Annotated in this window: 9 protein-coding genes; 7 read left to right on the top strand and 2 right to left on the bottom strand. The window is 67.9% G+C overall.

All coding sequences use genetic code 11. The features are described from left to right. Positions 1-34: 34 nt before the first annotated feature. A complete protein-coding gene (locus ACH2CY_RS03035) occupies positions 35-1,855 on the top strand; it encodes an adenylate/guanylate cyclase domain-containing protein (protein WP_395015791.1) in 1,821 nt (606 codons plus the stop codon). A 6-nt stretch (positions 1,856-1,861) separates the two neighbouring features. Here the strand turns inward: ACH2CY_RS03035 and ACH2CY_RS03030 are convergent, their stop codons facing one another. Further along, positions 1,862-2,179 (bottom strand): metal/formaldehyde-sensitive transcriptional repressor, encoded by a 318-nt coding sequence (locus tag ACH2CY_RS03030; RefSeq protein ID WP_395015789.1) that lies wholly within the window; start codon positions 2,177-2,179, stop codon positions 1,862-1,864. Between the two features lie 277 nt (positions 2,180-2,456). Between ACH2CY_RS03030 and ACH2CY_RS03025 the strand changes: the two genes are divergently transcribed. Both ACH2CY_RS03025 and ACH2CY_RS03020 read left to right on the top strand, forming a co-directional pair. Then, positions 2,457-2,975 (top strand): hypothetical protein, encoded by a 519-nt coding sequence (locus ACH2CY_RS03025; protein ID WP_395015787.1) that lies wholly within the window; start codon positions 2,457-2,459, stop codon positions 2,973-2,975. Positions 2,976-3,031: 56 nt separating this feature from the next. After that, a complete protein-coding gene (locus ACH2CY_RS03020; RefSeq protein ID WP_395015786.1) occupies positions 3,032-3,229 on the top strand; it encodes a hypothetical protein in 198 nt (65 codons plus the stop codon). Between the two features lie 31 nt (positions 3,230-3,260). Here the strand turns inward: ACH2CY_RS03020 and ACH2CY_RS03015 are convergent, their stop codons facing one another. Continuing rightward, the gene (locus ACH2CY_RS03015) at positions 3,261-4,850 is read right to left on the bottom strand and encodes an Eco57I restriction-modification methylase domain-containing protein (RefSeq protein ID WP_395015783.1); all 1,590 of its coding nucleotides are present in this window, start codon (positions 4,848-4,850) and stop codon (positions 3,261-3,263) included. 208 nt (positions 4,851-5,058) lie between these two features. Between ACH2CY_RS03015 and ACH2CY_RS03010 the strand changes: the two genes are divergently transcribed. The 4 genes from ACH2CY_RS03010 to ACH2CY_RS02995 all read left to right on the top strand — a co-directional run bounded on the left by ACH2CY_RS03010 (position 5,059) and on the right by ACH2CY_RS02995 (position 13,512). Continuing rightward, complete coding sequence (locus ACH2CY_RS03010; RefSeq protein ID WP_395015781.1) at positions 5,059-5,529, top strand: hypothetical protein; 471 nt, start codon at positions 5,059-5,061, stop codon at positions 5,527-5,529. Next, positions 5,526-5,876: a hypothetical protein gene (locus tag ACH2CY_RS03005; protein ID WP_395015780.1), complete on the top strand. Its 351-nt coding sequence runs from the start codon at positions 5,526-5,528 to the stop codon at positions 5,874-5,876. The genes ACH2CY_RS03010 and ACH2CY_RS03005 overlap by 4 nt, the downstream gene beginning before the upstream one ends. Before the next feature lie 127 nt (positions 5,877-6,003). Next, complete coding sequence (gene scpA, locus ACH2CY_RS03000) at positions 6,004-8,157, top strand: methylmalonyl-CoA mutase (RefSeq protein ID WP_395015892.1); 2,154 nt, start codon at positions 6,004-6,006, stop codon at positions 8,155-8,157. A 171-nt stretch (positions 8,158-8,328) separates the two neighbouring features. After that, complete coding sequence (locus ACH2CY_RS02995; RefSeq protein ID WP_395015778.1) at positions 8,329-13,512, top strand: hypothetical protein; 5,184 nt, start codon at positions 8,329-8,331, stop codon at positions 13,510-13,512. Positions 13,513-13,611: the final 99 nt, after the last annotated feature.

Genomic DNA, 13,611 nt, shown 5'->3' with positions numbered 1-13,611 from the left:
CTAAGATACCCCGTGGGGACGGGGAGGCAGAGACTTGGGCGCGAAATCGGTCACCTGGACTTGGGCTTTCGACCGGCCGCCGGCGGAGATCTGGCCGTTGCTGGCCGATACCGCGCGGGTCAACGAGGCCGCCAAGATTCCGAAACACGCGATCACCGAGATCCCGCAGCCCGACGGCAGCGTGAAATATTTCGGCCGCGTCAGGATGGGGCCGTTCGACCTCAAATGGCGCGAAAAGCCCGTGAACTGGGTGAACGAGCAGTGGTTCGAGCATTGCCGCTATTTCGAATCCGGCCCGCTGAAGTCGCTCTGCGCCGAGCTGAGGCTCGAGCCCAAGGGCGAAGGCGCGGTCGGCCACTATCGCATCACCGCGGAAGCCGCGAATCTGATCGGGCGCGTGATTCTGGCGACCGGGTTCTTCCCTTCCTCCGAGAAGACCTTCGGGCGCATCGCCCGCGAGGCCAATGCCTTCGCCAAGGGTGAGACCGCGGCGCCGTTCAGCTATGAAGCCCCCGCGCCGAAGCCGGAAGTGGCGGCGCGGGTCGCGCGGATGGTGAAGGAGATCGAGGCGTCGGCGAACGGACACGGCCTTGCGCGGAAGCTCGCCGATCATGTGCTCACCGCGCAGGAAGCCGACCTTTGGAGCATCCGGCCGCTGCAGCTCGCCCGCGCCTGGGACCGGCCGGCGCTGGAGGTGATCGAGCTCTGCCTGCAGGCGGTGCGCGCCGGCCTGCTGGAGCTCCGGTGGAATCTGCTCTGCCCGCGCTGCCGGGTCGCCAAGGCCTTTTCAGGCGGGCTCGACCGCCTGCCGGACGGCGCGCATTGCGGCTCCTGCAACATCGACTATGGCCGCGACTTCTCCAGGAACGTCGAGGCGAGCTTCCGCCCGGCCGAGGCGATCCGCGTGCTGGAGAGCGGCGAATACTGCCTCTGGGGCCCGGTCTCGACGCCGCATATCAAGCTGCAGATCGCCCTCGATCCCGGCGAGACGCGGGAGGTCAAGGCACAGCTCTCGCTCGGCCCCTATCGCCTGCGCACGCTGGAGGTCGGCCCGGAATGCGACATCGAGGCCGGCATCGAAGGCTTCCCGGCGGTGATCCTGGAAGACGATGACGTGAAGGCCGGCGCGTCGGCGCCGCGCGGGATGATCCGGCTGGAGAACCACAGCAAACGCGCGCTCACCGCGATCGTCGAGAGCCGCGCCTGGGTGGCGGAGGCGTTGACCGCCGATCGCGTGACCGCGCTGCAGGCGTTCCGCGACCTCTTCACCGAGGACGTGCTGCGGCCCGGCGACGAGGTCAGCATCGGTCGCGTGACCCTGCTCTTCTCCGATCTCAGGGGTTCGACCGCGCTCTATCAGAAGATCGGCGACGCCACCGCCTATCACCTGGTGCGCGATCACTTCGCCTTCCTGGCGCAGACCATCCGCGACCACCAGGGCGCCATCGTGAAGACGATCGGCGACGCGGTGATGGCCGCCTTCGCAAGACCCGAGGATGGACTCCAAGCCGCGGTCGCGATCCAGCGCCAGGTCGCCGCCTTCAACCGCGCGCATCCGGTGGGGGATGGAGACGCGGTCGCGATCAAGCTGGGACTCCACCAGGGCCCCTGCATCGTGGTGACCTTGAACGACCGGCTCGATTATTTCGGCTCGACCGTCAATCTCGCGGCCCGGCTGCAGGGCCAGAGCAGGGGCCATGACATCGTCTTGAGCCGGGAGATCGCCGAGGATCCTGCGGTGGCGCCGATCCTGGAGCGCCTCGCCGCCGAGGGCATGCCGGCGCAGGCCGACCAGGCCGCGCTCAAGGGCTTCGCCGAACCACTGGCTTTCCGGCGGCTGAACTTCCCCGGTTAGATTTCGCTATTTCGCGTAGCGCCGAACCGCCGCGATCAGATCGGCGGCGCCGGCCTCGCGCTGCTCCTGGCTGAGTCCCGGCTTCGACACCTGTTCGCGAACCAGCGCCTCGATCAGCTGGTCCGTCAGTCCGGCGAGCGCGCCGCGGGCACCGGCAACCTGATGCAGGATGGCCGAGCAGCCCGCCTCGCGGTAGACCGCGTTCTCGATGGCGGTAACCTGGCCGCCGATGCGGCGGATGCGGGCCAGCAACGACTCCCGGTTCCAGGGGGCCGTGATCCCCTGATTTGCCGACCGGGGCTCTTCAAAATCCAGATATTCCAACGGCGCCTCCGCATCGGGATAGGGAGAGGGGGGATGGGGTATCGCTGCGTTTTGTCGGGGTCCTGTCGGGGTTGGCCGGCGCGTGGCTGGGGATCCCGCAGGACCCGAATGCCCGAAGAATGTACATGATTTGTTCCCAAAAGTCCAGGTCGCGCAGCGCCCTGGGAGGCGGCGGGGAACGCGGCTCGATACAACTGATTAACCCTCGCCGGCCATACTGGGCGCGGCTCCGGGCGCTCGGCCGGAGCCGGGTAGAGGGAATCAGGGTCGTTTGAGCGTGACCGAAGCAGTCGGCATCGCCGGGAACAGCATGGACCGCGCCGCGAAGACGCGCGCGCTCTGCGAGCGTGCCCGCGACTCCAACGTCAACGAGAAGACGCTGCTGGCGACCGACTACCTCAACCACATCAACGAAATCGTCATGCTGTTCGACCTGGTGCCCGACGCGCCGGAATGCCTGGAGGATTGCAAGGCCTGGCAGCCGCTTTCCTACCAGGATCATTTCCGGGCGAGCCATATCGCCGACCGCGACCTCGCGATCGAGGCCTATGACTTCTCGCCGCCGGCCTACAAGGAGCCCTTCGACCAGCTGGTCGGCGAGATGAACCGGCTGGTCGCGATCAGCATCGAGAAGCTCGACGCCGCCTTGGCTGAGGGCAACGAGGACGTGACCCGCATGATCGCCGAACGCGCCTCGCGCAACCTGCAGGACCTGATCGGCCAGGCCAGCGCCGTGATCCACGGCACCGACCACGCGGTCGACCAGGCGCAGATCGACGCGCTGATGGAGTTTTGAGGCGAGCTTGATCCCGGACGCTTCCGCGCCGATCATTTGATGATGATTCGGGACGGGTGGCAAAGATGGCAATCAGCCCTAAGAAGTCCGCACAGGAAATCCTGAACCGGTTGCCGGAAGACGCTGACTGGGGCCGGATTATGTATGAGCTCTACGTCAACCAGAAGATCGAGCAGAGCCTGAAGGCCGTGGCAGAAGGGCGCGTCGTTTCCCATGAAGAGGTGAAGCGCCAGTTACTCGGCGATGAAGGTTGAATGGTCTGAACTCGCCAGATCTCTGCGCGCGCTACATTACTGCTTTGACCCTGAGACTTTCGACGGAATGATCCGCGAGCGCTTCCGGTCGCGGCACCGCGATCCGCTCCATCTCCTTCGGCTCGAACTTGGTGAGGCCGCCGGCATAGGTGCGGCCTGAACTCTGCGCCACGTTCTCGCGCAGGAAGGCGGCGAGCGCGTCCAGCACTTCATCGCGCATCGCTTCGCGCGGGTAGAGCCCGTGGGCGATGTTGATGTGGCGGGCGCCGCAGAGATTGCGCACGAAGGCCGGCGGGCGGCGCGCCATGTAGGTGCAGAGAATCGGCGCGGGCGCTTTGAGCTCCACCGCCCACCAGGCCTTGCGATGCCGCGCGATGTAGCTGCGGTCGGCGCCCTGCGCGCGGGCCCAGGCGAGGAAGCCTTCGATCGCCTCGCTCTGCACGGCGTCGAGATCGCGCGGCAGGTCGATCACCCGGCGCAGCCGCGCGGGATCGCGTAGGGTCTCGCCCGCGCGCAATTCATGCGCCTTGGTGATCGCCGGGATGAGATATTGCGGCGGCAGGCCGGCGCTGTGCGGGCCGGCGATCCACACCGCGTTGCCGCCGGTCACCTGGCCGCGGTGCACCCGGCAGATCTCGCCCAACTCGATCCAGCCCGGCGGCACGGCGCGCAGAGGACGCGCGATCCCGCTCCAGCGCGGCGTGGCGGCCAGCGTCTCGCGCGGCACGTCTTCGCCGCTGCTGAGATCCATGAGCTTCCCGACCGATGACACGCAGTCCACCCGCACGCGCTCCGGCCGCGCCCCGATCTCGAAGCCGGTGACGACACCGGTGGTGACCGCGTCGGCGAAGGGCAGCGCCTTGGGGTCGAGTTGCTGTAACAGCTTGAGACCCAGTTTCGACGCCAGCAGCTGCCGGAGCGCCGCGCCGTAATTGACGTCCAGCCATTCCGCAGCGGTGACGAAGCAGCCGAGATCGCCGGGCTTGGCCAGCGCCAAGGTCCTGAGGAAGAAGTGGAGATGCAGGCCCGCCAGCCGGCTGGCCGCGACGCCGAAGCGTCGCGCGGTCGCGGCATACCAATCCTTCCATTCGGGCGCGATGCCGTGATGGCGCAGATAAGGCGGGTTGCCGATGAAGAGGCTGCGGCCGGTGGCCGGCGGCAGATCGATCGCGCGGTAGTCGCCGACCCGCACAAGCGCGCGATCGGTCAGCCCGCGCGCGGCGAGGTTGGCGCGCAGCAACAGGGCGGCGAGCGGGTCGATCTCGATGCCGATCAGTTCGGCGTCGGGAAAGCGCGCCGCCGCCGCCAGCAGGAAGCGCCCCGACCCGGCGCCGGGATCGATGATACGGGCCGGTGCTGCGCCCGGCTGGCGCGCGCTCCAGGCCAGCATCGCCTTCACGATTTCGTGCGGCGTGTAGGTGGCGCCGAGGGCGCGCCGCGTTTTCGCCGCGCGGATCCGCGCGAAGGCCTCGCCCAAGGGATCGCCGCCGTTGGCGATTTGCGCCCGCAGCGCCGCGAGCCTTGCGCCAAGCGGTTCCGCCGCGATCTCTACCGCCAGCGCACGCTCGGCCGGCGAAAGCGCGACGCCGGGCCCGATCAGGGCCAGGGAAGCGGCGATCAATGCAGGCTCGGTGTGAGGCAAAGCGGTTCCCCATCTCGACTCGGATGCGGGTGATGGGTAAATTCCCGCCCAAGCTGTCGACCGCGATCGGGGATGTCAAGATTACGCCCTGGGGCAAAGCCCTGGGGAGGGCAAGCGGGAGAGGCTGGAACCTTCGCATCATGCCGGACATTGGCGGATCGGGTTCAGACATATGGGGAGTAACAGCATGCGTTTCGGCACCGATACGACTGTTTGGGGCACGATATCTCGGGTTCTGGTCCTGGCGGCGGTCGCCGCTCTGGCCGCGGGCTGCGAGGGCAACGGCAACAAGATGAACACCTCGGGTCCGGGCGCCAATGCCGGCGACAACACCCGCATCGCGACCATTCCCGATGCGCCGGCCGCGGACACCGCCAGCCTCACGCCGGCGAACCAGACCTTCACCATCGCCAAGAACATCTGGGACGATTATCAGCTCTATCTTTCGCGGGTGGGGCGGATCGGCAACGGCTATTACGCCATCACCACGGATGGGTTGGGCGGCGCCAGCTGGTCCTGCAGCGACGCGCTCTGCGGCGGCAGCTACAACGGCAAGGACCTGGCGATGGGCCAATGCCAGACCTCGAACCCGGGCAAGACCTGCATGATCTTCGCCAAGGACAACCATCCCCAGGTCAAATACGAAATCGCCCCATGACGCGCATCGCCACACTCGCCGCCGCCGCGCTGCTGCTCGGCAGCCCGGCTTTCGCCCAGGACGCCGCCAAGATGCAGATCACCAAGGCGGCCTGGCAGGGCTATCAGCAATACCTCTCCAACGCGACTGACCAACGCCATGGTTATTTCGCCATGTCCAAGGACGGTCAGAACTGGGGCAATTCCGGCTGCCCCAAGGGCTCCTGCCCGCCCGACGAGCAGATGAAGGCCAGCGCCATGAAGCGCTGCGAGCAGTTCAGCGCCGGCGTGCCCTGCCTGATCTTCGCCGAGGACCGCAACATCCTGGTCCCCTACGAGGTCAAGGAATACACCATGTATGGGCAATAAAGCCTTAGAGATCAGGCCTTAAGGCCGAGTTCCGCTTCCTGGACTTCCCGCGCGCGCCTCTGTTATCGTTGCCTTCTGTTGCAGCGCAGAAAACGGGAGATGGGCGCGGCAGATGCCCATTCGGACGATGCCGGACGAGACGAAGCCTACGCTTGCCGATTGGGAGAAGCTGGCAGCGACCGAGCTGAAGGGCGCCGCCGCGTCGAGCCTGGACTGGCTGACGCCGGAAGGCTTGCGGGTGAAGCCGCTCTATACCGAAGCCGACCTCGAAGGGCTGGAGCCTCTAGGCACTCTGCCCGGCCTCGCGCCTTATACCCGCGGCCCGCGCGCCACCATGTACGCCAACCGGCCCTGGACCATCCGGCAATATGCCGGCTTCTCCACGGCGGAAGATTCCAACGCCTTCTACCGCGAGAATCTGAAGCGCGGACAGATGGGCCTCTCGGTCGCCTTCGATCTCGCCACCCATCGCGGCTATGACAGCGACCACCCGCGCGTGGTCGGCGATGTCGGCAAGGCGGGCGTGGCGATCGATTCCGTCGAGGACATGAAGATCCTGTTCGACGGCATTCCCCTGGACAAGATGTCGGTCTCGATGACCATGAACGGCGCGGTGCTGCCGGTGCTGGCAAGCTTCATCGTCGCCGGCGAGGAGCAGGGCGTGCCCCTGGCCAAGCTCTCCGGCACGATCCAGAACGACATCCTCAAAGAATTCATGGTGCGGAATACCTACATCTATCCTCCCACACCCTCGATGCGCATCGTCGCCGACATCATCGAATACACGGCGAAGAACATGCCGAAGTTCAATTCGATCTCGATCTCCGGCTATCACATGCAGGAGGCCGGCGCGACCGCGGTGCAGGAGCTCGCCTTCACTTTGGCCGACGGGCTGGAATATGTGCGGGCGGCTTTGTCGAAGGGCTTGAAGGTCGACGCGTTTGCGCCGCGGCTGTCGTTCTTCTTCGCGATCGGCATGAACTTCTTCATGGAAGTGGCGAAGCTGCGCGCCGCGCGCTTCCTCTGGGCCAAGCTGATGCGCCAGTTCGACCCGAAGGACCCGCAATCCTCGGCCCTGCGCACCCATTGCCAGACTTCCGGCGTCAGCTTGACCGAGCAGGATCCCTATAACAACGTCATCCGCACCACGATCGAGGCGATGGCGGCGGTGCTGGGCGGCACGCAGTCGCTGCACACCAATTCCTTCGACGAGGCGATGGCGCTGCCCACGCCGGCCAGCGCCGCGATCGCCCGCGCGACCCAGCTGGTCATCCAGGAAGAGAGCGGCATCCCGCATGTGATCGATCCGCTCGGCGGGAGCTATTACGTCGAGCACCTGACCGCGAGCCTGGCTTCGGCGGCGGAAGAGCTGATCGCCGAGGTCGAGAAGCTGGGCGGCATGACCAAGGCGGTCGAGAGCGGCATGCCGAAGCTTAGGATCGAAGAGGCCGCGGCCCGGCGCCAGGCCCGGGTCGATCGCGGCGAGGACGTGATCGTCGGCGTCAACAAATACCAGACCGACGACCGCCACCAGATCGACATCCTGGACGTGGACAACAGCAAGGTGCGCGAGAGCCAGATCGCGCGGCTGAACCGGGTCAAGGCCGAGCGCGATGCCGGCGCGGTCACCGCCGCATTGACCGCGCTCTCCACCGCGGCCGCGGCGGGCAGCGGAAACCTGCTGGAGCTTTCGGTCGCGGCGATGCGGGCGCGGGCGACCCTGGGCGAGGTTTCCAGCGCCCTCGAGCAGGTCTACAGCCGGCACAAGGCGGAAGTCCGCTCGATCGCCGGGGTCTATGGCGCCGCCTATCGCGAGGATCCCGACTTCCAGATGATCCAGCGCAAGATCCAGGACTTCGCCCGGGACGAAGGCCGGCGGCCGCGCCTGCTGGTGGTGAAGCTCGGCCAGGACGGCCATGACCGCGGCGCCAAGATCATCGCCACCGCCTTCGCCGATATCGGCTTCGACGTCGATGTCGGCCCCTTGTTCCAGACCCCGGACGAGGCGGCGCGCCAGGCGATCGAGAATGATGTGCATGTGATCGGCGTCTCCTCCCAGGCCGCCGGCCACAAGACCCTGGTGCCGCAGCTGATCGCGGCCTTGAAGGCATCCCAGGCCGAGGACATCCTGGTCGTGGCGGGGGGCGTGATCCCGGCCCAGGATTACGACATGCTCGCCAAGGCCGGGGTCGCCGCGATCTTCGGCCCCGGCACCAATATTCCTAAGGCGGCGGCCGAAATCCTCCGCCTGATCCATCGCCGCGCCCAGGCTGCTGAATAGGGGGCTGCTGAATAGGGGGGCGCCGAATAAAGGCCGCCCGATCGGGGCAGCCGAATAGGGACCTGGACCGGGCGGATTCGCGTTAGCATCCTGCGCGTCTTGTGCGTCGACTTTCGCGGCCTGGCGCGCCAATAAGACTTGAAGAGTTTGGGAGGCATCGGGTCGAGGCTCATGAACACCAACGATCGGAATCACCGGATCGCCGCGATCGCCGCGGGCAGCGTCAGCGTCGTCTGGGTGCTGCTCTACGGCTGGTATATTTCGACCTCGCTCGGGCTCGACACGCTGACGGTGCTGCCGCCCGAGCAGGTGGCCTCGATCATCTTCGCGCTGATCCTGGTGCCGGTGCTGGCCTGGGTGCTGACCGCCTATTGGGTGCGCGGCCGCGAGATCACCCAGCAGACCGACCGGATCAACGCCGCGCTGGAGCGGCTCACCATCTCCGACAACCACGCGACCCAGCGGGTCAACGACCTGGCCGGTGCGTTGAAGCAGCAGAGCGCCGAGCTGGAGCGCGCCAGCGCCCAGGCCGCCGAGGTGATCGACAAGATCCGCGGCCAGTTCAAGGACCAGACCGCCGAGCTGCAAAGCGCCGCCAAGGCGGCCGAAGCCGAAGCCGCCGCGATCGACGTCCGGCTCGGCCAGCAGCGGCTCAACCTCGGCGATCTCGCCAAGACGGTGGCGCAGCAGAAGGACCTGCTGGTCGACGTCGCCGCCAACCAGGCCAAGGCGATCGAGAACGCCGCCGCCGATGCCGCGCGCCATGTCGCAGAAGCTTTCGCCGCCCAGCAGCCCGAGATGGAAGCGGTGGTCGACCGCATCCTGGAGCATGGCGGCGTGGTCAAGGCGGCGATCGAGCGGCAGATCGAGGGCCTGCGCAACGAGGCCCAGCAATCCGCCGCGGATTTCGAGACCGCCTCGGACGGGATCGTGAAGCGGATCGACTCCGCCGCCGATTCCCAGCGCCGGCAGGCGCAGTCGATGATGGATGCGACCGAGCGGCTTTCCGGCCTGTTCGGCAGCGCCGCCGACGAAGTCAGCGCCAAGATGGGCGAGGTCGCCGACAGCCTGACCGCGCGCTTCTCCGAGCGGATCGAAGCGGCGCAGCGCGCCTCGGTGGAGCACGAGGCCGCCCTGCAGCGCGCCGCGCGCAGCCGCCTGGACGATGCCAACAACCAGGCCGAGACGCTCCTGAAGACCCTGGAGCAGCGCCTGGCTGCGATCAGCCTCAGCCGCGGCCAGATCGCCGCCGCGGAAGCCGAGCTGCGCGAGCTCCTGGAGCGGCAGTCGAACGCGCTGGTCGACGACGCCAAGGAGACGATGGGAAATCTGCACCAGCAGATCAGCGCCGAGTTCGCCAAGATCAGCGAGGTGGTGCATTCGACCGAGGCGAAGCAGCGCGACTTCGACCAGATCCTGGCCCGCCATGTGGATTCGCTGGGCGACGCCATCACCAACAACGTGCGGGTGCTGGCCAACGCCACGGTCGCCGAGCGCGACCGGCTGGGCGAGGCGCTGCAGGCCGCCGAGGAGCGGCACAAGGCGCTGGCCAACGTCATGGGCGAGCAGCGCGACACCATGGTCGCCGCGGCCGAGGAAGCGGCGCAGAAATTCAACGCGGCGCTGAAGCGGCACCAGGAGATGACCGCGGCGAATGCGACCGCCATCGTCGCCGACATGATGCGCAAGACCGGCGACGTGCAGCGCGCGATCCGCGACCAGGGCGACGGCGTGGTGACGGCGATGCGCGGGCTCTCCAGCACCTTCATCGACAGCCTGAACCGGATCCTCGACCAGATCGGCAATGCGACCGAGCGCGCCCAGGCCGACAGCGCCGCCCTGGAACAGGCGAGCCGGGTGCAGATCGAGCGGATGAGCCATGCGGCCGAGATCGGCGCGCAGCATTTCCGCGGCCAGATGAACGAGATGATCGTCGAGGTCGAGGCGCTGACCAAGTCGGTGGCCGACCGGGTGATCGCGCATAACAACGACGTGAAGACCGTGATGCGCTCGGAATCCGACGCCTTCGGCGCCAGCGCCGAGCGCGCGGCGCAGCTGTTCGGCCGGCGCATCGCCGAGCTCGCCCGCGAGATCGAGAATGCCAGCGGCCTGGTCAAGGAGCGCACCGAGGGCCTGGAGCAGGTCGCGCATAGCCAGGGCGATCGCCTCGCCGCCGCCGCGCATGAGGCCGGGCAGCGCTTCCGCACCGAGATCGACAGCCACGAGAACCGGCTGCAGACCATCAACGACGCGGCCGCCGCCCAGGCCCGCAGTCTGGCCGAGCAGGTCGATGGCCTGGCCGGCCGCCTCGCTGCCGCCGCCGACACGGTGGGCGAGCGGTTCGGGAAAAGGCTGGAGGCCGAGCAGGAGACCTTGGCCCGCCTCTCGGAGACCACCGACCAGCGCAGCCTTGCCTTCCAGCAGGAGGCCGCCTCCCAGGCCGAGCGGCTCGGCCAGGCGAGCGAGGATCTGCTGGCGCGCTTCGCCCAGCGCGTGGCCGAGCTTAGGAGCGAGATCGACCGCCATGCCGGAAGGCTCGGCGACCAGGCCAATGCCGCCGCCGATCGGTTGCGCGAGCGGATCGACCTGCAGATCCGCTCGATGGGCGAGGTCGCGGCGGCGGTCGGCCGCCGCACCGACGAGATCGACCAGCTGATCCGCGCCGAGGCCGAGCGGATGGAGGCCGCGACCAACACCGCCGGCGACAAGTTCCGCGCCATCTTCCACGACGAAAGCGAGAAGCTCAGCGAGCGCGCGGTCGGGACCGCGCAACTCCTCAAAGAGCGGATCGAGGCCGAGATCGCCGCCCTGTCCGAGCTCTCGCGCAATGTCAGCGGCCGCGCCGACGAGACCGACCAGCTGCTGCGCGGCGAGGCCGAGCGCCTGACCGCGACCGCCGCAAGCCTCACGGACGGCTTCCGCGCCACCTTTGCCGCCGAGAGCGGCAAGCTGGACGAGCGCGCCGCCGCCGCCGCCGAGCTCTTGAAGCAGCGGATCGACGCGCAGATCAGCAACCTCGAGACCCTGGCGCAGATGGTCGGCGAGCGCTCCGGCACCACCGAGCAGACCATCAAGGCCGAGAGCGAGCGGCTGACTTCGGCGGCCGGCAATGCCAGCGATCTCTTCCAGTCGGCGATCAACCGCCAGGCCGAGCTGCTGCGCCAGCTCGCGACCGACATCACCACCACGACCGACGCGGTGGGCACGCGGACCCAGGAGATCGGCGCCGCCGCCCAGGCCCAGGCGGAGAAGCTCATCGCCACCGTCTCCGACAGCGCGCAGCGCTTCGGCGACCAGGCGCGCGAGCATGCCGCGCTGCTGGCGACGACCGGCGCCAATGCGGCGCAGAATTTCCTGGAGCGGATCCGCGGCGAGACCAACGCGATCCAGGCGACGCTCAATGCGATGCTGGAGCATGGCGAGCGGATGTCGGTGGCGCATCGCAACCAGACCACCGATCTCGCCAGCGCCACCCAGAACGCCGCCGACCGGGTCGAGGAGATGCGCTCCGCCCTGGCCGACCAGGCGCAGCAGGCGGTCAGCGCCGGCGAGGAGGCGCAGCGTCGCGCGGCCGCCGCGGGCGACATGCTGGTCGGGCGCAGCGAGGAAGCCACCCAGGCGCTGATCGCGCATCTCGGCGACCTGACCCAGCGCGTGCCGTCGCTGATGCATGCCCAGGCCGACGGCATCCGCCAGGCCAGCGAGGCCGCGGCGCAGAGCGCCACCCTGCTGCACGAGACCTTGCAGCGGCAGAACCGCGACCTCGCCGACGCGCTGGAGCAGACCAACAACGCCACCCAGCTGGTCAAGGCCGAGCTCGCCACGCAGATCGGCGAGATGACCGAGACCGCGCATAAGGTGACCGACGAGGCCCGCGCCATCGGCGCGGTGCTGCGCGGCGAGGTCGAGGGCCTCGGCCAGGTGACCGGCAATGCCTCGAGCGCCGCGGCGCAGCTGCAGGACGACATGCGCCGGCATGTGACCGAGCTCGATGCGGTCGCCCAGCGGGCACTGAACGGGGCCGAGGCCTTGCGGCAGAATGTCGAGCGCCAGGCCGAGCTGCTGCGCGCGGCCGGCCGCGAGACCGGCGAGCGCTCGGCGCAATTGGCCGAGCTCTATCACGTCCATGCCCAGCGCTTGGGCGAGGCCGCCGACGTCGCGACAGCCAGCCTCAACGCCACCGGCAAGTCGATGCAGCAGCATGCCGAGACGCTTCATTCGATGGTGAACACCGCGGCGGAAAACCAGAAGCAGCTCACCGCCGCGCTGGAAGCGCGCGTGGCGCTGGTGGACAAGGCCGGCAAGCATGGCGAGCAGGAGATCGTCGGCCTCGGCCAGGGCCTGTCCAGCATCGCCGAGCTCTTGCGCCGCACCACCACCGAGAGCGCCGCCCAGGCGGAATCGGTGATCAAGTCGTTCCGCGAGGGCGGCGAAGCCCTGGCCGAGGTCTCGCGCCGCACCGCCTTGCAGATTTCCGGCGTGAAGCTCGCCGTGGACGAGCAGCTTCGAGAACTGACCGAGATCTCGACCCAGGTCGCGTCGCTGGCGCAGACCGTGCGCAACCAGCTGCAGAGCCATGCCCAGGAAGTGGCCAGCGTCGCCGCCACCGCGCGCGCCAGCACCTCGGCCGCCCGCGAGGACACGACCGAGATGGGCAAGATCATGGAAGTGCAGCTGGCCTCGATCCAGAACGCGACCCAGGAGCTCAATCGGCAGATGAGCCTGATCACCGCCGATGTCGATCGCAAGGTGCGCGACATGACCGACGCCTCGATCCGCGCGGTGGCGCGGGCCAGCGGCATCGGCCAGGGCTTCGAGCAACAGGCCGACAAGCTGACCAAGCTGATCGAGACCGCCAACGTCAAGGCGACCGAGCTCACCGAGAAGTTCCGGGTGCAGAGCGCCGAGTTGAGCTCCGCCTCGGCCACTGCGGTGGAGCGGATCGGCCAGCTGCAGAAGACCCAGACCGTGATCAGCCGCGACGCTTTCCTGAAGGCGGCGACGCATATGATGAGCGAGCTGAACGGCATCGCGCTGGACATCCACGAGCTGCTGGACAGCGAGATCCCCGACGAGATCTGGAAGAAGTATCGCGAGGGCGACCGCTCGATCTTCGCCCGGCGCCTGTTCAAGTCGAAGGACTCCTACGTGGTCCCGGCGCTCGAGCAGCGCTACCAGCGCGATGAGCGCTTCCGCGACCTGGTGGACCGCTATGTGGCGAAGTTCGAGACCCTGCTCGGCCAGTCGCAGCAGGCGGACAACGAATCCGTGCTCTCGGCCGCCTTCATCACCGCGGATGTCGGCAAGCTCTACCTGGTCCTGGCCAAATCGCTGGGGCGTGCAGTGGAGCACTGAGCCGCCGTTGCCGGTCGTTTATTTGCGGCAGTCACCCTATATTAGGTCGTTATGCCCGGCTTCAGGCCGGGGATGACGACCGAGTAGAGGATCGATCTC

The organism is Dongia sp., from assembly GCF_041905885.1.
Lineage (GTDB): Bacteria > Pseudomonadota > Alphaproteobacteria > Dongiales > Dongiaceae > Dongia.
This window is presented reverse-complemented; position numbering and strand designations above follow the sequence as displayed.

What these genes read in the sequence shown, in the direction of transcription:
- ACH2CY_RS02995 (WP_395015778.1), top strand. Translation starts at nt 8,329, where the DNA reads ATGAACACCAACGATCGGAATCACCGGATCGCCGCGATCGCCGCGGGC.
- ACH2CY_RS03010 (WP_395015781.1), top strand. Translation starts at nt 5,059, where the DNA reads ATGCGTTTCGGCACCGATACGACTGTTTGGGGCACGATATCTCGGGTT.
- ACH2CY_RS03005 (WP_395015780.1), top strand. Translation starts at nt 5,526, where the DNA reads ATGACGCGCATCGCCACACTCGCCGCCGCCGCGCTGCTGCTCGGCAGC.
- scpA (WP_395015892.1), top strand. Translation starts at nt 6,004, where the DNA reads ATGCCGGACGAGACGAAGCCTACGCTTGCCGATTGGGAGAAGCTGGCA.